Below are 17580 nucleotides of genomic sequence, written 5' to 3'. Positions count from 1 at the left end.
ACGACAACCGAGATCTTCGAGGCAGGAGGCTGAGGTCCTGTGCAGCCGTTGCTGGCCAGCGACCCGAACCGGGTCGGCGACTACCGGCTGCTCGCCCGGCTGGGCCGCGGCGCGATGGGCGGCGTCTACCTGGGCCGCTCGCGCGGCGGACGAGTGGTGGCCGTGAAGGTCATCCGGGCGGACCTCGCCGAGGACGCGGAGTTTCGGGAGCGGTTCCGCCGCGAGGTGCTGGCGGCCCACTCGGTCGGCGGATTCTGGACCGCCGCGGTGGTCAACGCCGACCCGGACGCCGAACAGCCCTGGCTGGCCACCGAATACGTGCCGGGCCCAACGCTGCACCAAGCCGTCGTGGACCACGGCCCGCTGCCCGAAGCCACGGTACGCAGCCTCGCCGCCGGGCTCGCCGAAGCGCTCGCCGCCATCCATCGCGCGCACCTGGTCCACCGCGACCTCAAGCCGGCCAACGTCCTGCTCGGCCCGGACGGACCGCGCGTCATCGACTTCGGCATCTCGCGGGCGATGACCGGCAACGCCCTCACCGCAACCGGCGTGTTCCTGGGCACGCCCGGCTTCTTCTCCCCCGAGCAGACCCTCGGCAACGAAGTCGGCCCACCCAGCGACGTGTTTTCACTCGGTGCGGTACTCGGCTTCGCCGCGACCGGAACCGGGCCATTCGGCGAAGAGAGCACCGCGGCCCTGCTCTACCGGGTCGTGCACACCGAAGCGGACCTCTCCCGGGTGCCCGAGGGCCTGCGACCGCTGCTGGCGGCCTGCCTCGCGAAGGACCCGGCCGACCGGCCGACCCCGAGCGACCTGCTCGACCAGATCGGCGAAGCCAGCCCGCAGGGCAACGCCTGGTTGCCGCCCGCGATCACCGACGTCATCGCCCAGCACGCGACCCAGCTGCAGCAGACGGCGAACGCGCCGCTGCCCGACACTGCCCCGCCGCAACCGACGCCCAAGCCCGGGACTCGTGCCTACACGCAGGCGCACGACGCGACACCGGTTTCATCCGCACCGGTTTCACCCGCACCGGTTTCACCCGCACCGGTTTCACCCGCACCGGTCGCGCCCGCGTCCGGCGCGCCCGCGCCCGTCGCGCCCGCGCCGGTATCGTCCGCCCCCTTCGCGTCCGAGCCGATTCGGGACAAGATCGTCCCGGCACGCCCGAGGGAGACCGCACGGACGCCACAGCGGGTACGCAAGGACAACCCCGGTCCGGTGTTCGCCACCGGCGGTCGGTTCCGCGCCGCGATGTCGGCGGTGATCTGCGGGATGATCATCCTCGTCGCCGGCAGGCTGTTCCAGGCCTACGACCTCAGCGGGCTTTCGCACGACCGCGTCGCGATCTTCCGGTTGGGCATGCTGCTGCTGGGCATCAGCATGCTCTGGTCGATTGGGAAGGTGCTGCTGCCGAGCCTGCACCTGAAGATCAACAGCGACGGACTGCTGATCTCTCGGATGGGCCTGACCCGGGAGATCCCATGGAGCCAGGTCGATCGGGTCGACGTGGTCGGAAACGGCAAGCGGACGGCGGTCGCCGTGTGGCTGGCCGACGGCAGGAAGCCCAACTCCCTGTGGTGGCATCGCGCCCGCACGTATCACGGCGGGGTCCGGGTCTTCCCGATCGGCGCCACGGGCGGCTGGCTGACTCGCCGCCAGGAAGCCCGCCGGGCCCGCACGGCACTGACGCAGTACGCTTTCGGCCGCTACGGCGCCCGCCGACCGTAACCGCACAGTCCTTTCCGAGCGCCCCTTCCGCAACTGTCACCGGGATTGGCGATTTCGCGGAAATCGCCAACCTGGGCGCCGGCTCCTCGACAATCCTGGCGTCTGCGCTTGCCGAATCCTGCGTCCTGTCAGTCAGTCACACCACCGGGAGGATGCAGACCGGGGTCGGGGTCGGGACCGGTTCACGCAGCGAGGTCAGGTCGCCGTTGTCCGCGATGTCGAACGCCTGCACGTCGTTGCTGCGCTGGCCCGCGGCGAACAGCACCCGGCCGTCCGGCGACAGCGCGATGTGGCGGGGTTCGGCCACCACCGCCGGGCGGATGTCGACCAGCCGGAACTCCCCGTCGCTGGAGTCCGCGCGGAACACCGCGATGCTGTCGTACCCCCGGTTCGACCCGAACACGAAACGGCCGTCGGGCGTCACCACGATCTCGGCCGCCAAGTTCGGCCGCCCGTAGTCCGGCGGCAGCGTCGACAGCGTCCGGCCCGGCTCCAGCACCCCGGTGTCCGCGTCGTAGCCGAACTCGGTGATCGAGGACGCCAGCTCGTTGATCACATAGGCCCGCTCGCCGTCCGGGTGGAACGCCAGGTGCCGCGGCCCGGCGCCCGCCCGCAGCGGAATTTCGTGCCTGAGCGCCAGGTGTCCGCTGTCCGCATCGAAGTCGTAGACGTAGACGGAGTCGGTGCCCAGGTCCACCGCGAGCACGTGGCGGCCGGACGGGTCGGGCAACGCCTGGTGCGTGTGCGGGCCCTCCTGGCGCTGCGGGTTCGGTCCGCTCCCGCTGTGCTGCACCACGTGGCACGGCTCGCGCAGTACGCCGCCGTCAGCGATCGGATGCACCACCAGGTTCCCGGACTGGTAGTTCGCGGTCAGCAGGTATTTTCCGGACGGGTGCACGCTCAGGTGGCACGGCGCGGCACCCAGCGACGGCTGCGAGTTGATTTCGGTGAGCGTGCCGTCCTCGTGCACCTTGAAGGCGATGACCCGGCCTTGCCGCAGCTCGCTCACCGCGAACAGCGTCGCCCCATCGGGTGCCATTGCGAGGAACGAGGGGTCGGCGGCCTCGGCGACGCTCTCGGTGCACAGCAAAGCGCCGTCGGCGTCGGCGATCGCCAACCGAATCCCGTCGGCCGCCGATCCCGCGCTCGTGTACGCGCCCAGGTAGATCCGGTACTCACCGTTGTCCGGCATCAGCGCCTCGCCTTCCCAGTCCGCGGAACACTCACCGGGTCCATGATGTCAAGAGGCGACCAGCCTCCCCCGCCGAGACAACGAAGCGCCGAAATAGAGATAGATGACGCAACAGATCCATGCTTCAAGCAATGTCTCGCGGCTGAAATCTGCGCCATCTCCGGCATAACCTTATGGCCATGACTGTCGTTCCGTCGCACCTCGAAGCCTCGTCGCAGGCCGCCCGGTTCAGGGAGCTCGACGAGCAGTACAGCGCGCACAACTACCACCCGCTGCCCGTCGTGATCGCCGAGGCATCCGGCGCCTGGATGACCGATGTGGACGGACGGCACTACCTGGACTTCCTGGCCGGGTACTCGGCGTTGAACTTCGGGCACCGCCACCCGGACCTGGTCGCCGCCGCCACCGAGCAGCTCGGCCGCGTCACGCTCACCAGCCGCGCCTTCCACCACGACCAGCTCGGACTGTTCTGCCGCGAACTCGCCGAACTCACCGGCACCGATCGGGTGCTGCCGATGAACTCCGGCGCGGAGGCCGTCGAATCCGCCATCAAGATCGCCCGAAAGTGGGCCTACGTGGTCAAGGGCGTGCCGGAGAACCAGGCCGAGATCATCGTGGCGGGGTCTAACTTCCACGGTCGCACGACCACCATCGTGTCGTTCTCCACCGACCCGGTCGCGCACGACGAATTCGGCCCGTACACACCGGGATTCGTCGTCACCGGATACGGCGACGCCGCCGCGGTCGAGGCCGCGATCACCGAACGCACCTCCGCCGTCCTGGTCGAACCCATCCAGGGCGAAGCTGGCGTGATCGTGCCGCCCGCCGACTACCTGCCCCGGCTGCGCAGGCTCTGCGACGACAACGACGTGCTGCTCATCGCCGACGAGATCCAATCCGGACTCGCCCGCACCGGCGAGCTGCTGGCCAGCGAGCACGACGGCATCCGCGCCGACCTCTACACCCTCGGCAAAGCGCTCGGCGGCGGCATCATGCCGGTGTCCGCAGTGGTCGGTCGCGACGACGTGATCGGCGTGCTGCAACCCGGCCAGCACGGCTCCACCTTCGGCGGCAACCCGCTGGCCTGCGCGGTCGGCCGAGCCGTGGTGCGCCTGCTGAGCACCGGCGAGTTCCAGGAGCGCTCGCGCGACCTGGGAGCGCGCCTGCACGCGCGCCTCGGCGAGCTCGTCGGCCGCGGAGCGGTCGAGGTGCGAGGGCGCGGCCTGTGGGCCGGCGTGGCGCTCGCCGCAGGCGGGCCGACGGGCCGCCAGGCGAGCGAGGCGCTAGCCGAGCGCGGTGTGCTGTGCAAGGAAACGCAAGACACGACGCTGCGCATCGCCCCACCGCTGGTGATCACCCGGGAAGAGCTGGACACGGGCCTCGACGCGATCGAAGCGGTCCTCACCCGCTGACCCGCGAGCGACATCTGAAGGGAGCATCCGTGGTGTCCCATCAAGCGGAGGTGAACGGTCCGTTCGCCGCCAACAGCGGTGCCGCCGTCACGGGAGCGAATGGACCGTTCGTCCCATTGGAGGGGGCGAACGGTCCGTTCGCCCCCTCCCGGTCAGGACTTGGCGAGGTCGCGGGAGAGCGCCGTCAGGCGGCTGATCGCGCGGAGATACTTCTTCCGGTAGCCGCCGTGCAGCATCTCGTCGGTGAACAACGCCGTCAGCGCTTCACCGGAGACCCGCACCGGGATGGCCCGGTCGTAGAGCCGGTCGGCGAGCGCCACCAGCCGCAACGCCACGTCCTGGTCCGACGCCGCGTGCACGCCGCTGAGGTGCACCGCGGTGATCCCGTCGACCAGGCGGCCGTACTTCGAGGCGTGCAACCCGGCCAGGTAGTCGCAGAGCTCGTCGAAGTCGTCGAGCGTCGAACCGTCGGTGGCCTCCGCGAGCCGGATGAGCTCGTCCTCGCTCATCGGCTGCGGCGCGTCCGGCAACCCGCGGTGCCGGTAGTCCGGGCCGTCGACTCGCACCACGCCGAACCGCGCGGACATCGCGTGGATCTCGCGCAGGAAATCCGCCGCGGCGAACCGGCCTTCGCCCAGCTTGTCGGGCAGCGTGTTGGAGGTCGCGGCGACGTGCACGCCCGCGTCGGTGAGCTTCGCGATCAGCTGGGTTACCAGCATCGTGTCACCCGGGTCGTCCAGCTCGAACTCGTCGATGGCCAGCAGCCGGTGCTTCGAGAGCCGCTCGACGGTTTCGGCGAAGCCGAGCACCCCCACCAGGCTGGTGACCTCGACGAACGTGCCGTAGGACTTCTGCCCCTCGGTGGCGTGCCACAGCGACGCGAGCAGGTGCGTCTTGCCGACACCGAAGCCGCCGTCCAGGTAGAGCCCCCGCTTGACGTCGTCGTTCTTCCTCCGGCCGAACACCCCGCGCAGCCAGGACCCGCCGCCGACCGCTGCGTTGATCCGGTCGGCGAAGGCCGAGCAGTCCCGCACCGCCTGCTCCTGGCTCGGCTCGTCCGGGTTCGGGATGTAGGTGTCGAAGCGCACCGCGTCGAACATGGGCGGCGGCGTCATCGCCTGGACAAGCTCGTCCGGGGTCATCTCGGGACGGCGGTCGACCAGACGGGGAGAACTCATACGCCGACCTTATAACCGAACACGGTTCCTTCCGGCCGTGCGGTCGCGTGCTCCTGCTCACCCGCCGGGCGGGCGCGCGTGGTGGGATTGCCTGGTGGTGGACAAGCTCTGGCCGGTCGACGGCGCGCAACAGGTGGACGACCAACTGGAGGAGTTCTACTCCTACCCGGAGCAGCCGGAACGGCCCTGGGTGCGGGTGAACTTCGTCTCCAGCCTGGACGGCGCGGTGACCGTCCAGGGCAGCTCTCGCGGGCTGTCCGCGCCGATCGACCAGCGAGTTCTCGGGCTGATCCGGGACCTCTCCGACGTGGTGCTGGTCGGCGTCGGCACGGCGATGGTCGAGGGCTATCGCGGGGTCAAACGCACCGAGGTGCGGGCCGAGCGGCGGCAGCGGCGCGGGCTAACCGAGGTGCCGCCAATCGCGCTGGTCACCGCACGCGCGTCGCTTCCGGCCAACTCGCCGCTGCTCACCGACACCCTGGTTCCGCCGATCGTGCTCACCTGCGACGCCGCGCCGCAGGCGCGCCGCTCCGCGCTCACCGACGCAGGCGCCGACGTCGTCGTCACCGGCGACGAGCGGGTGGACCTGCGGGCGGCGCTGGACGCGCTGGACGCGCGGGGGCTACGCCGAATCGGCTGCGAAGGCGGCCCGACGCTGTTCGGCAACCTCATCGACGAGGATCTCGTCGATGAGCTGTGCCTGACCCTGTCACCCCTGCTGGCCAGCGGCGACGCGGGCCGCATCGCGGCGGGTGGCGGCGTCGCCGCACCCCGGCAGATGCAGCTGCGGTCCGCACTGCACGCGGAATCGCTGCTCCTGCTCCGTTACGCGAGAATGCGGCCGTGACAGTTGGGACCAGTTCGGACGAGGCCCTCGTTGCTGCCGCCCAACGCGGCGAAGCGACGGCGTTCGACGCACTGGTCCGCCGCCACACCACCAAGATGTACCGGGTCGCGTACCGGATCCTCGGGGATTCCGCCGAGGCCGAAGACGCCGTCCAGGAAGCGTGGGTGTCGGCGTGGCGGTCGCTGGACCGGTTCCGCGGTGAGTCGGCGCCGACCACCTGGCTGTACCGGGTGGTCACCAACGCGGCCCTCGCCAGCCTGCGTCGCCGCAGGCCCACCGTCCCACTGGAGCCGACCGACGATTTGATCTCCGACGGCGCCGCCCTCGGTCCCGAGGGCCATGCGCTCCGCACCGAGGAGGTGGCCCGCGTGCACTGCGCGATCGCGACGCTCGAACCTTCGCAGCGCATCCCGCTGGTGCTGCGCGAGTTGGAGGGCATGCGCTACGAGGAGATCGCCGAGATGCTCGACGTGCCGGTGACCGCCCTCCGGTCCCGGCTGCACCGGGCGCGGGTGACGCTGCTCGCGAGACTGAAGGAGATGCGCGATGGCTGACCCCTCCTTCGACCCGGACCGGGTCCTGCCCTGCGGCCGCACCGATGGCATGCTGCTGGACTTCCTCGCCGACAGCGCGCCGGTGGAGCTCTCCGAGCACATCCCGACCTGCCGGTTCTGCCAGGCCGAACTCGCCGAGCTGGACTCCGACTGGGCGCAGGTGCGACGCACCGCGAGCCTGCCGATCGAGCCGCCGCACGGGCTGGTGGAGCGTACCCTGACGACGGTGCGCGGGGTGGGGGGCGGCCGCGGCGCGGTTCCGGTCGAGCTCGAACAGGAGGGCGGCAGGCTGCGGATCGCCCAGCAGGCGGTGGTGCTGCTGACGCGGCGGTTGTGCCTGGAACTCCTCGCCAAGCGCCCCGGGGTGCACCTGCGCGGCTGCGTCGGCGACGTCGACGAGGTGCGGGTGGATCTGACGATCCGCTATCCGCTGCCCGCCCCGGAACTGGTCGAGGCGATCCACCAGGAGCTGACCGCCGCTCTGCAGGAGGCGCTCGGCGCGGGCACCCCGGCCGTGTGGGTTCGCGTGGTCGACATCGCGCCGCCGTGAATCGGGTGACCACAATGGGTGATGTGGCGCACAACCTCGGAAGATCAAGCCGGGAACGCGCATCAAACCTGGTACCGAGCCCCACCGAGCCGGCCGGCGTCGGCGAACCGTGAAGGAGCTGAATTTCCATGGCCCAGAACAGCGGAACCCCACAGGACACGCAGGCCACCGAGCGGAGCACCGATACTCGGCGCATCCCGGAGACCCGGGCCGGCAACGCGCCCGCCCGCCTAGCCGACGAAACCTCCCAGGGCAAGACCACCATCGCCGCGTCCGTGGTGCAGAAGATCGCCGGCATCGCGGCTCGCGAGATCTCCGGCGTCTACGCGATGGGCGGCGGTGTCTCCCGTGCCTTCGGCGCCATCCGGGACCGGATCCCGGGCGGTAGCGGAACTTCCTCCACCTCCGGGGTGCAGGTGGAGGTCGGCGAGAAGCAGGCCGCGGTGGACCTGGACATCATCGTGGAGTACGGCGCGTCCATCGTGGACCTCGCGCGGGCGGTGCGCCGCAACGTGATCACCGGGGTGGAGCGGATGACCGGGCTGGAGGTCATCGAGGTCAACATCGCGGTCAACGACATCCACCTGCCCGACGAGGACGGCGAGGAGGCCGGTCAGCACGCCACCTCCCGCGTCGAATGACCGCCGCCGGGTAGATGATGTTCGGCGCGGCGTCCGCGATTTCGGACGCCGCCAGACCACCCGCTTTCCGTGGAGGACGATTTCGACATGCCGGAGCAGGTTTCCGCCGGCGAACTGGCCGAGCGGGTGCTCGCCCACCCCTCGGTGGTGCGGTTGCACGGCGGGCAGTTCGGCGAGATCGCGTCGTACCTGCCTGGCAGCAAGGTCGTTGGGGTCCGGTTGCCAGAGGGGGGTGCCGCGGAGATCGGCGTGGTGCTGCGCCTGGAGAGGCCGCTGCCGGAGATTCTCGACGAGATCCGCAGCGCCCTGGCCGAACTGCTCGACGAGGTCCCGGTGGACATCACCGTCTCCGACGTGATCACCACCGACGAACCGGCGGGAAGCGCATGATGGGGGCTGTGCAGCACGATCCGGCCACCGCGCGGGCGGCTATCCGCGCGTTCGTCCGGGCCAACCACCCGGACGTCGGGGGCGACCCGGAGCTCTTCGCCGCCGGGCTGGCCGAACTCCGGGACCGCCGTCCGTGCGACCGCTACGACGCGCCGGTGGTCGTGGTGTACCGGCCGCGCGGGATTCGCGGGCTGGTGCACCGGATCCGCGCGCGGTGGGCGCGCCGGAAGCGGCCCCCGCGAGTCCGGTGAGTTTCCAAGTCAGTTCCTCAGCAGGAGGTCCACCCATGAATGCGACGCAGACCGGCTTGCTCGCCGGCCTCATCCTCGGCACCGCCGGCGCGGTCGGCGGCTTCACCGGGTTCCTGATCGCACTGGTGGTCGGTGTCATCGGCCTGGTGATCGGTCGGGTCCTGGACGGGGAACTGGAGATCGGCGACATCCTGGGTCGGGGTCGGGGTCGGGACCGGTGACGGCCACCCCCGAGCAGGCGGCGGCCGAGGACACCGGCCGCGGCGGGGACACCGCCGAGCGAGGCCGGCTGCACATCGGCCGTACCGTGGTGCGCAAGATCGCCGAGCACGCCGCCGACCAGGATCCCGGTAGCGCCCGGACGCCCCGCCGAATCGCCGGGGTCGGGCTGGGCCAGCACGGCGCCACGGCGCAGGTGTCCGGCCCGGACGACGCCTTGCGGATCCGGCTGGAGGTCGCGTTGCACTATCCCGCGCCGGTGCGCGGGATAGTGGCGTCGATGCGTGAGCGGGTGGGATCGGAATTGCAGCGCATCACCGGTTTCCGGGTCCGCACCGTCGACGTGACCGTGTCCGCCCTTGTTCCCGCGGACGCACCGCCGCGGGTGGAGTGAGCCATGCGCCTGTTGGTACGCCTGATCACCACGCTGCTCGGCCTGGCCGTCGCGGTCGCCGGGGCGCTGCTCGCGATCGAGGCGGTGTGGTTTCTGCTGGGGCCCGGCACCGGCGGCCTCATCGTCCCCTGGCAACGCGTCCACTTTGGACTGAGCTCGCTGTCCTGGCACGACCCGCCGGTGCTCGCCACCGCGGCAGTGGTCGCAGTGGTGGGCCTGCTGCTGGTGCTCGTCGCGATCAACGCGGGGCGCAAGGACATCCGGCTGCACGACCCCGCGCCGGAGGTCACCGTGACCACCGACCGGCGCTCGCTGGCCCGGTTGGTCGGGCACCAGGTGCGCGACCAGGACGGGGTCGCGGGCGCCTCGGTCACCGCCGGGGCGAAACGGGTCCAGGTGAGGGCGACCGCGCAGTTCCGCGAATCCGGCGACCTGCGGGGTCGGCTGACCGAGACAGCCGAACACGCCGTGCAGGACCTGCCGCTGCGCACCATCCCGAAGGTCCTGGTGTCGGTGGCAACACCGAAGGAGCGGCGATGACCGAGACCAAGCGGGAGATCAAGCCGAGCACGACACCGGTCGCTCGCGGACTGGCCTTCGAGCGCGCTACAGCAGCGGCCATCGGTTCGTTCGCGCTGGTCGTCGGCGTCCTCGCGCTCCTGGTCGGCACCGGTTGGCTGGGCTCCTTCCGAGCACAGCGCCCGCTCGCCGACCCGATCCTGGTGCAATGGCTGCGGGATCACGGGCTGCTGGCGACAGCGGTCGCGATCGTGCTCGGCATCCTGCTGTTAGTGCTCGGACTGTGGTGGGTCTTCCGGGCGCTGCGCCCGGAAGCGCGACCGGACCTGCGGCTGGAGCGCGGCAAGGGCGACCTGACGGTGACCAGCGCGGCGCTCACCGAAGCCGTGCGCGCCGACGCAGAGCGGGTCACCGGCGTCAAGCGGGCGCGGGTGCGGATGTCGGGCAGCTTGCAGCGCCCGGCGCTTCGGCTGACGTTGTCGTTGCAGGAAGGCACCAACGTGCGCCACGTTTGGGAAGAACTCGACGAGAAGGTGCTTTCGCGCGCCCGGGAGTCGCTGGGCATGGATACCCTGCCGACGGCGATCCGCCTGCAGCTGGATCGCGCACCCCGCCAACGCGTCCACTGACCGCTCCGGCGGCCCGGACTTGGATGCCAGACGGCCGCGCCTCCCGCTTCGGCCCCTGCTTCGGTGCGGACGACGTCGGTTAATGCGGCCGAAGCCGTGGCCAACACCCAGCCAGCCGCGGCGACTGGACCTACACCAGTTCGGTCACCGTGCACAACGACGCCGGCATACGCGCAATCACGGCCTGGACCCGGCGGCCGATGGCCGGCAGGTGGAAGCGGTCTCAGGCGAAGTGGTCGGGTCCGGACACGGTGCCGGTCGAGCCGATCCACGACGCCCGCAGTTGCCGGCGCACACCGGTTTGGAGTTCTCGTCGAGTGCGTCGCGCCTTCGGCTTCCGCGACGGGCATACTGCGCAATCGGCAAGGCTGGAACGTCGCGGCAGCCCGTTTCCGCGAAAAAGGCTCTGAGGAGGACTCGGTGCTTCCACTGCAACCACCGGTCAAGCCGATGCTGGCGAGCCCGGTAGACGGCATCTCGCGGCAGGGCGGCCTGCTGTTCGAACCGAAGTGGGACGGCTTCCGGTGCCTGGTCTTCGCCGACCCGCAGGCCGAGCAGCCGGTGGTGCTGCAGTCCCGCACCGGCCGCCCGCTGAACCGGTACTTCCCCGAAGTCCTGCGGACCGTGACCGAACACCTCGACCGACCGGCGGTGCTGGACGGCGAGCTCGTGGTGATCCGGCGCGACGACGTCGGCGACCGGTTGGACTGGGACGCGCTGGGCGAACGCATCCACCCGGCCGCCAGCCGGGTCCGGATGCTGGCCGAGAAGACACCGGCCACCTTCATCGCTTTCGACCTGCTCGCGCTCGACGACCGGGACCTCACGTCGGCGCCGCAGACCGAACGCCGCGAACTACTCGCCGGCCTCGGCCTGGACCACGGCGGGCTGCGCACCACGCCGGTCACCGACGACCCGGAGACCGCGGCGGAGTGGTTCCGGGTGTTCGAGGGCGCCGGGCTGGACGGCGTGATCGCCAAGCCCACCGGCGGCCAGTACTTGCCGGGCAAGCGGACCATGTTCAAGATCAAGCACTCGCGAACCGCGGACTGCGTCGTCGCGGGGCTGCGCTGGCACGCCAAGACCGAACCTGGCACCGCCGTGGGGTCCCTGCAGCTCGGTCTGCACGACGATCGGGGCGTGCTGCACCACGTCGGCGTCGTCGGCGCCTTCCCGGCCGCGCAACGGCGCGCGCTGGCCACCGAACTCGCCGAGCTGATCACCGAAGGCGATCACCCGTGGCTCGGGCCCGACGCTGAGGACGGACGGCGGCTGCCCGGGTCGATCAACCGCTGGAGCAGCAGCGAGCAGCCGTGGGTGCCGCTGCGCCCGGAGCGCGTCGTCGAGGTCTCCTACGACCACACCGAAGGCGCCTACCCGGGCCGGTTCCGGCACACCACGCAGTTCGTGCGGTGGCGCCCCGACCGCGACGCCGAATCCTGCGGCTACGACCAGCTCGAGGAGCCGACGCGTTACGACCTCGAAGCAGTGCTGTACGGCGACGTGGACCGTCGACGCCCGGGTCGACGGGTAATTTCTGGCCCGTGGCAGGACAACGCATCGCGGTGATCGGCTCGGGCGGCATCGGTGGGGTTCTCGCGGAAGCAGCGCATTCCACCAGCAGGTGACGATGTGCGTTCGGACCCCGTTCGAAGAGCTGACGCTGGAAACCCCGGACCGCACCGGGGAGATCCCGGTTTCGGTGGTGACCGAGCCGGGCACGCTCGGCGAGTTCGACTGGGTCCTGCTGACGACCAAGGTCCAGGACGCCGCGAGCGCGGCGGGCTGCGAGAAGTTCACGCCGACCAACGGAAACGTCGATGCTCTACGACCGGTTGGCGGGCTTGCCCACCGAGCACGAGCACATCACGGGCGCACTGGTCCGAGCGGCGCAGCAGCACGACATCCCGGTCCCACTCAACAAGACCCTGCTGACCCTGATGCGCGCCGTGCGCCCCATGGCAGTTCCCGGCCATCTGATCCGAGACGCGAGCGAACCACCCCAAGGCGACGCTCCGTGATCACCTCGGCTCGTTTCCCAGCTGGGTGCCGGTTTCGCGAGAATCGGCGGTCACCCGGGTAACGGCGGATCTGGCGCCACGCCAGCGCAAACGGGCGGCGCTTGCCGTGGCTGCTGAAACCGGCCCCGGGGTCAGTTGGCGCCGGTGTCCTTCGGACCCGAGTCGTTCGTCGTGCCGACCGAACCCACCGAAGCGGCGACGACGCAGCCGACTGCGACCCACTGCCAGGCACCAAGCGCCTCGCCCAGCACGAGGAGCCCGGCCAGCGCCGCCACCGCGGGCTCCAGGCTCATCAGCACGCCGAACACCCTCGGCGGCATCCGGCGCAGCGCCTCCAACTCCAGCGAATACGGCACGACCGACGACATCAACGCCACCACCAGCCCGGCGATGAGCACCGCCGGGTGCAGCAGCGCCGTCCCGGCCTCGGCGATGCCGAACGGTGCCGCCACCAGCGCGCCGAAGGCCATGCCCAGGGCCAGCCCCGACCCGCCGCTGGTCCGGCTGCCGAGCTTGGCGCCGACCAGGATGTAACCCGCCCACAGCGCACCCGCCATCAGCGCAAACGCGACACCTCCCCAGTCGAGACCACCCTCCACACGAGCCAGCAGCACCACACCGGTCCCGGCCAGCACCGCCCAGACGATGTCCAGCTTGCGCCGGGAGCCGATCACCGCCACCGCCAGCGGGCCGAGGAACTCGATGGTGACCGCCGCACCGAGCGGGATCCGCTCGAACGCCTGGTAGATGCAGACATTCATGCCCGCGAGCACCGCGCCGTAACCGGCGACCACGGCCAACGTCCGGCGGTCCATCCGCAGCGACGGCCGCCAGACGGCCAGCAGGATTACTGCGGCGAACAGCAACCGCAACGCGACCACCCCGGACGCCCCGGCCATGCTGAACAGCTGCTTGGCGAACGCGGCACCGACCTGCAGGCTGATCACGCCCACCAGCACCAGCAGCGGCGGCGGGATCGCCCCGAGTGCGCGCGCGGACACGTTCTCCACGCTGAACAGCGGTCGCCTGTTGGACGACGCGCCCGAGCCGACCTGCGCGACGTGCACGATGCCCCTCTGCCTCCGACGATCGCGGCCGCTGCTGCGGCCGCCTCCCGCTGCACGTTATCTCGCGGCCCGCAGTGGTTGTCACCTGATTGTCAGGGCCCTCACCCGGGCCTCACCTGGATCGTGCAATGCTGGCCCGGTCCAGCGACCACCGCGCCTGCCGACGAGGAGCACCCGTGCCGCGCACCACTCACCGGGTCGGGGCCGCGCTGCTGCCGTTGCTGCTGCTGGTGATCGCCGCCTGCTCGGCCGGACCATCGCAGCGGCCCGCGGTCGCCTACCACGACGGCGAGCACCAGGTCGTCCCCGCGCCGCAGCCGCCGAAACCGGCACCGGTCCCGCCGCTGGGCTCGCCCAGCGACGACTCGCTGAACTGGGCGGACTGCACCGAGCAGACCCGCGGTGAGCTCGGCGGCCTGCCGGTAGACATGACGTTCTCCTGCGCGCGGCTGCTCAGCACGCTGGACGCGCCGGAATCCCCGGAACGCGGCACCGCCCGCATCGCGCTGATCAGAGCCGGGTCCGGCCACATCCCGCTGGTGGTGCTGGGTGACGTCGGCGGCGAGCCGGGCACGACCTTCGCCGCGCGGCTGGCCACCCAACTGCCGCCGGAGCTGCGCAACACCTTCGACATCATCGGGATGGACCGGCGTGGCACCGGCGAGTCCGATCCGGCCGACTGCGTCCCGCCAGCGCAGCGCGCTGCGATCGCTGGCTTCGACCCGCGCGCCACCGACCGCACCGCGCTGGACCGGCTACTCGAATCGGTGCTTCAGGCCAGTCAGGAGTGCCTGCTCGACCTCGACGAGCGGCTGCAGGCATACGACACCTGGCGGACCGCCTCGGACCTGGAAGAACTCCGTCTCGAACTGGGCGTGCCCCGGCTGCACGCGATCGGGCGCGGTGAGGCGGCGCGGCTACTGACAACGTTCGCCGAGCGCTTCCCGGGGTCGGTCGGTCGACTAGTGCTCGACGGGGCGCCGGACCCGACCCGCGACTCCATCGGCCAAGTGGAATCCCAGGCGCAGAGCGCGGAGCAGACCTTCGACGCGTTCGCCGCCGACTGCGTCGGCCGCGGCTGTCCGCTGGGCTCCGATCCGCGGAAGGTGGTCAGCGATCTCGTCGAGCGGACTCGCGCGACGCCGCTACCGGCACCGGGAGCCCAGGTCAGCGGCGGCCGGGTGGTGCAGGCGATGCTGCTGGGCCTTTCCGACCGGGCAGCCTGGTCCGGCCTGGCCGAGGCGCTGGCCGCCGCCGACCACGGCGATGGCACCAAGCTCGCCGCGATCAGTGCTCCGCTGGTCGCCCCGCAGGGCGTGAACCCGCCCTGGCTCGACGGCGACCTGATTACCAGCTGCAACGACACGACGTTGCGCGTGCCGCCGCAACGCAGCAGCGAACTCGCGCTGGACTGGGTGAACCGGTTCCCGCTGTTCGGCGGTGCCGCCGCGCAGCGCGTGATCTGGTGCGGGTCGTGGCCCGTGCCGCAGCAGCCGCTGCCCTCGCCGCGCCGTCCTGACCTGCCGCCGATCCCAGTGATCAGCACCGCGAACGACCCGCTGCTGCTGGGCATGGGCAGCGATCACATGGCCGAGCAGATGCCGACCGGGGTGCTGCTGCGCTGGCAGGGGGCTGGGCACGGCGCCGTCGGCAAGTCGCCGTGCGTGACGGAGGCCGTCAGCCGATTCCTGGTCGAGGGCACCGTGCCGACCGATGGCATGGTCTGCCCGGGGTGATCCCGCAAGCACCCCGGGCAGACCTCGCTGCTCAGCCGCAGCTGGAGCAGCAGCCACAAGAAGGACCGCTGCAGCTGCCGCAACAGCTGCAGCCACCCTGGGCTTGTGGAGCACGCTCAGCTTCGGTGCGAACCATTATCGCCTCCCGCGTTTCTGCGAATACCAACGGTTGCGATGGTGCTCGCCGGTGGAGCAAACGGAACACCGCTGGCTGAGCGAACCTTTGTCGACCAACGAGCTGAACAGGTCACATGAAGGCATTGCGATCTGTAACTGAATGCGAAATGCGCACGACAGCTGCTCCGAACGGGTGACAAGGTCAACTCTTCTCAGCGCGAGGAGGCACAGCCCGACGAGCACGACCGGGCCGTGCTGCTAATCACCGGCATCCAGGCGGCGGAACGGACCGTCGGTCTGCGCGGGCGGCACGCTCGTCATCGCCTCCCGGGTCCTCAGTGGAGCGCGGCGACTGTAACCACGGCTCCCGGACCCCTACCGGAATTCGGACGACCGCTCGAAACGCCGATCACTCGGTCCAGTGATCACACGAGCCGCGAGCTCACGACCCGGGATCTCGGCGCGTTTTCAGCGGAGAGCAGCAATTCCCTCGATCAGGAGGAACCATGTGCGGCCACGAGCTCGGTCACCTGTCAGAATCCGATGCCGATCAACGGATTCATCACCCTGTCGAGGTTGTCACCCTCGCCAGCGGTCACGCACGTCAGCTCCCCTCACCCGTTGGACCGCCAGAGCTCAGCCGGTCTTCGCGCACTGGCGACAGGTCACGGGCACCTGGCGCTACCGTGGGGCCGTGGAACGTGGCGACCGAGATGAGGAGATCGAGCGCCTCGAGAAGGATCTGCACGGGCTCGACCCGGACGATCCGGAGGTGCAGGCCTTCGCCGCGCACCGCGACCGGATGCAGCGGCCGAACTCCGAGGCCACCGTGGAGGGCATGCTGCGCGGCGTGGACGACTTCGCGCAGAGCGTGAATCGGGCGGACGGCCATCGCCGGTTGGTGGCAGTCGTGGTGGTCGTACTGATCCTGTTCGGAGTGCTGTTCACGGTCTGGAACGCGTTCTTGTTCGTGTTCAGCACCTTCCTCGGCTGATCTGTCGGGGGCTTGGGGCATGCTCGCGCCGTTACCCCGAATCGAGGCGTGGTGATCGAGATCGACCGAGAACGCGTCCTGGCCTACCGGCACGCCGTGCAGCAGCTGGACCGCTCCGCAACCGGCGCCGAGGAGCTCGCCGTACTGCCGCTCGGCGTGCAGGACAGCCCGGCAGGATCTGCCCTGCAGTCGGTGCGCACGAGAGTGCCCGAAGCCGAACTCCCCGACTCGCTGGCCCTCGGCTGGTCGGTGCGCGGCAGCGCGCACCTGCACCGCGCCGCGGACCTCCCTGACCTGGCCGGGCGGCTCTATCCGATGTCCGACGCGGACGTGGTGGCCCGAATGCCGATCATGAAGTCGGTCGACGCCCCGCTCGCCGTGTTCGGCAAGACGGTCGCGGCGATGCGCGAGCACTCCCTCGAACCGACGGATCGGGGTTCGCTGAGCGCAGCCGTGACCCGCGACGTCCCGGAGGCCTCGGCGTGGTGCCGGGCCTGCGGTTCGACCCACGTCTTCTACTCGCTGTACCTGCAAACCGGGCTGGCCGCCGGCATCCGGCTCGTCCGCCAATCCGGGCGGCTGCGGATCACAGCAGCCCCGCAGTGGCGCGTCCCTCAGCAGACCGCGCGCTTGGACGTGCTGATCCGGGACTGCCTGCGCCTGCTCGGGCCAGGCTCGACCGCCGACATCGCCGCGTTCCTCGGCACCAGCGCCGCAGTGCTGCGGCCGGTCTGGCCGACGGACCTTGTCGAGGTCGCGGTCGACGGCAAGCGCTCGTGGTTCGTGCCGGAAGCCACCGCCGCACTCGCCTCACCGCCGTCGCCACGCGGCGTTCGGCTGCTGCCGACCGGCGACCCGTTCCTGCAAGCGCGGGACCGCGCGCAGCTGGTGCCCGACCCCGAACACCGCAAGGCGCTTTGGCGGGCGGTCAGCTCCCCCGGGGCGTTGCTCGTCGACGGCGAGATCGTCGGCACCTGGCGGGCCAAGAAAGCGGGCACCAAACTTATGGTGGACGTGCTGGGCTTCCACCCGCTGACCGGCGCCACGCGCACCGAAGTGGACGCCGAAGCCGAGCAGTTGGCCGCGACCCGCGACGCGAAATCGGCGGTGGTGGCGTTCGACTCGATCTGACACCGCA

Annotated in this window: 19 protein-coding genes and 1 pseudogene; 17 read left to right on the top strand and 3 right to left on the bottom strand. The window is 70.7% G+C overall.

Translation table 11 applies throughout. The features are described 5' to 3' along the window. Positions 1–39: 39 nt before the first annotated feature. Positions 40–1731, top strand: a complete 1692-nt coding sequence (locus ACWDKQ_RS04785) for a protein kinase domain-containing protein (RefSeq protein WP_450137408.1) — start codon at positions 40–42, stop codon at positions 1729–1731. A gap of 136 nt (positions 1732–1867) precedes the next feature. Here ACWDKQ_RS04785 and ACWDKQ_RS04780 read toward each other — a convergent pair whose 3' ends face one another. Next, complete coding sequence (locus tag ACWDKQ_RS04780) at positions 1868–2923, bottom strand: lactonase family protein (RefSeq protein ID WP_450137407.1); 1056 nt, start codon at positions 2921–2923, stop codon at positions 1868–1870. A gap of 173 nt (positions 2924–3096) precedes the next feature. Between ACWDKQ_RS04780 and rocD the strand changes: the two genes are divergently transcribed. Continuing rightward, positions 3097–4335: an ornithine--oxo-acid transaminase gene (gene rocD, locus ACWDKQ_RS04775; RefSeq protein ID WP_450137406.1), complete on the top strand. Its 1239-nt coding sequence runs from the start codon at positions 3097–3099 to the stop codon at positions 4333–4335. Positions 4336–4487: 152 nt separating this feature from the next. Here the strand turns inward: rocD and zapE are convergent, their stop codons facing one another. Beyond that, complete coding sequence (zapE, locus tag ACWDKQ_RS04770; protein ID WP_450137405.1) at positions 4488–5513, bottom strand: cell division protein ZapE; 1026 nt, start codon at positions 5511–5513, stop codon at positions 4488–4490. A 94-nt stretch (positions 5514–5607) separates the two neighbouring features. Here zapE and ACWDKQ_RS04765 point away from each other — a divergent pair, with 94 nt between their 5' ends. From ACWDKQ_RS04765 to ACWDKQ_RS04710, 12 genes and pseudogenes are all read left to right on the top strand, one after another. Next, on the top strand, positions 5608–6360 hold the full coding sequence (locus tag ACWDKQ_RS04765; RefSeq protein ID WP_450137404.1) for a pyrimidine reductase family protein: 753 nt from the start codon (positions 5608–5610) through the stop codon (positions 6358–6360). Continuing rightward, a complete protein-coding gene (locus ACWDKQ_RS04760) occupies positions 6357–6914 on the top strand; it encodes an RNA polymerase sigma factor (protein ID WP_450137403.1) in 558 nt (185 codons plus the stop codon). The genes ACWDKQ_RS04765 and ACWDKQ_RS04760 overlap by 4 nt, the downstream gene beginning before the upstream one ends. Beyond that, positions 6907–7464 (top strand): hypothetical protein, encoded by a 558-nt coding sequence (locus ACWDKQ_RS04755; RefSeq protein WP_450137402.1) that lies wholly within the window; start codon positions 6907–6909, stop codon positions 7462–7464. The genes ACWDKQ_RS04760 and ACWDKQ_RS04755 overlap by 8 nt, the downstream gene beginning before the upstream one ends. A 128-nt stretch (positions 7465–7592) precedes the next feature. Further along, complete coding sequence (locus ACWDKQ_RS04750) at positions 7593–8105, top strand: Asp23/Gls24 family envelope stress response protein (RefSeq protein ID WP_450137401.1); 513 nt, start codon at positions 7593–7595, stop codon at positions 8103–8105. Between the two features lie 87 nt (positions 8106–8192). Further along, positions 8193–8495, top strand: a complete 303-nt coding sequence (locus tag ACWDKQ_RS04745) for a hypothetical protein (RefSeq protein ID WP_450137400.1) — start codon at positions 8193–8195, stop codon at positions 8493–8495. Beyond that, entirely contained in the window at positions 8495–8746 is a 252-nt protein-coding gene (locus tag ACWDKQ_RS04740; RefSeq protein ID WP_450137399.1) for a hypothetical protein, read from the top strand. Before ACWDKQ_RS04745 ends, ACWDKQ_RS04740 begins: the two co-directional genes overlap by 1 nt. Positions 8747–8781: 35 nt before the next feature. Continuing rightward, entirely contained in the window at positions 8782–8967 is a 186-nt protein-coding gene (locus ACWDKQ_RS04735; protein WP_450137398.1) for a hypothetical protein, read from the top strand. Further along, positions 8964–9359 carry an Asp23/Gls24 family envelope stress response protein gene (locus ACWDKQ_RS04730; protein ID WP_450137397.1) on the top strand — a complete coding sequence of 132 codons (396 nt, stop codon included), beginning with the start codon at positions 8964–8966 and terminating at the stop codon, positions 9357–9359. Before ACWDKQ_RS04735 ends, ACWDKQ_RS04730 begins: the two co-directional genes overlap by 4 nt. A gap of 3 nt (positions 9360–9362) precedes the next feature. Next, positions 9363–9899 (top strand): DUF6286 domain-containing protein, encoded by a 537-nt coding sequence (locus ACWDKQ_RS04725; RefSeq protein WP_450137396.1) that lies wholly within the window; start codon positions 9363–9365, stop codon positions 9897–9899. Further along, a complete protein-coding gene (gene amaP / locus ACWDKQ_RS04720) occupies positions 9896–10507 on the top strand; it encodes an alkaline shock response membrane anchor protein AmaP (RefSeq protein WP_450137395.1) in 612 nt (203 codons plus the stop codon). Before ACWDKQ_RS04725 ends, amaP begins: the two co-directional genes overlap by 4 nt. Before the next feature lie 450 nt (positions 10508–10957). Next, positions 10958–12076, top strand: coding sequence for an ATP-dependent DNA ligase (locus tag ACWDKQ_RS04715; RefSeq protein WP_450137476.1), 1119 nt, complete (start codon positions 10958–10960; stop codon positions 12074–12076). Between the two features lie 233 nt (positions 12077–12309). After that, positions 12310–12528: pseudogene (locus ACWDKQ_RS04710) on the top strand (ketopantoate reductase C-terminal domain-containing protein); the annotation flags it as partial. A 131-nt stretch (positions 12529–12659) separates the two neighbouring features. Here the strand turns inward: ACWDKQ_RS04710 and ACWDKQ_RS04705 are convergent. Continuing rightward, a complete protein-coding gene (locus ACWDKQ_RS04705; RefSeq protein ID WP_450137394.1) occupies positions 12660–13595 on the bottom strand; it encodes an EamA family transporter in 936 nt (311 codons plus the stop codon). Positions 13596–13771: 176 nt separating this feature from the next. Here ACWDKQ_RS04705 and ACWDKQ_RS04700 point away from each other — a divergent pair, with 176 nt between their 5' ends. From ACWDKQ_RS04700 to ACWDKQ_RS04690, 3 genes are all read left to right on the top strand, one after another. Next, positions 13772–15331: an alpha/beta hydrolase gene (locus tag ACWDKQ_RS04700; protein WP_450137393.1), complete on the top strand. Its 1560-nt coding sequence runs from the start codon at positions 13772–13774 to the stop codon at positions 15329–15331. Positions 15332–16142: 811 nt separating this feature from the next. Further along, on the top strand, positions 16143–16442 hold the full coding sequence (locus tag ACWDKQ_RS04695; RefSeq protein WP_450137392.1) for a hypothetical protein: 300 nt from the start codon (positions 16143–16145) through the stop codon (positions 16440–16442). A gap of 51 nt (positions 16443–16493) precedes the next feature. Next, complete coding sequence (locus ACWDKQ_RS04690) at positions 16494–17573, top strand: winged helix DNA-binding domain-containing protein (RefSeq protein ID WP_450137391.1); 1080 nt, start codon at positions 16494–16496, stop codon at positions 17571–17573. Positions 17574–17580 lie beyond the last annotated feature (7 nt).

The sequence above is a fragment of the Saccharopolyspora sp. NPDC000995 genome, assembly GCF_053599315.1.
The sequence above is the reverse complement of the archived record's forward strand: the minus strand, read 5'-3'. Positions and strand labels throughout refer to the sequence as shown.

Coding starts and splice junctions, on each gene's coding strand:
- ACWDKQ_RS04780 (WP_450137407.1), bottom strand. CDS start 2,923: ATGCCGGACAACGGTGAGTACCGGATCTACCTGGGCGCGTACACGAGC.
- rocD (WP_450137406.1), top strand. CDS start 3,097: ATGGCCATGACTGTCGTTCCGTCGCACCTCGAAGCCTCGTCGCAGGCC.
- zapE (WP_450137405.1), bottom strand. CDS start 5,513: ATGAGTTCTCCCCGTCTGGTCGACCGCCGTCCCGAGATGACCCCGGAC.
- ACWDKQ_RS04755 (WP_450137402.1), top strand. CDS start 6,907: ATGGCTGACCCCTCCTTCGACCCGGACCGGGTCCTGCCCTGCGGCCGC.
- ACWDKQ_RS04750 (WP_450137401.1), top strand. CDS start 7,593: ATGGCCCAGAACAGCGGAACCCCACAGGACACGCAGGCCACCGAGCGG.
- ACWDKQ_RS04745 (WP_450137400.1), top strand. CDS start 8,193: ATGCCGGAGCAGGTTTCCGCCGGCGAACTGGCCGAGCGGGTGCTCGCC.
- ACWDKQ_RS04740 (WP_450137399.1), top strand. CDS start 8,495: ATGGGGGCTGTGCAGCACGATCCGGCCACCGCGCGGGCGGCTATCCGC.
- ACWDKQ_RS04735 (WP_450137398.1), top strand. CDS start 8,782: ATGAATGCGACGCAGACCGGCTTGCTCGCCGGCCTCATCCTCGGCACC.
- ACWDKQ_RS04725 (WP_450137396.1), top strand. CDS start 9,363: ATGCGCCTGTTGGTACGCCTGATCACCACGCTGCTCGGCCTGGCCGTC.
- amaP (WP_450137395.1), top strand. CDS start 9,896: ATGACCGAGACCAAGCGGGAGATCAAGCCGAGCACGACACCGGTCGCT.
- ACWDKQ_RS04715 (WP_450137476.1), top strand. CDS start 10,958: ATGCTGGCGAGCCCGGTAGACGGCATCTCGCGGCAGGGCGGCCTGCTG.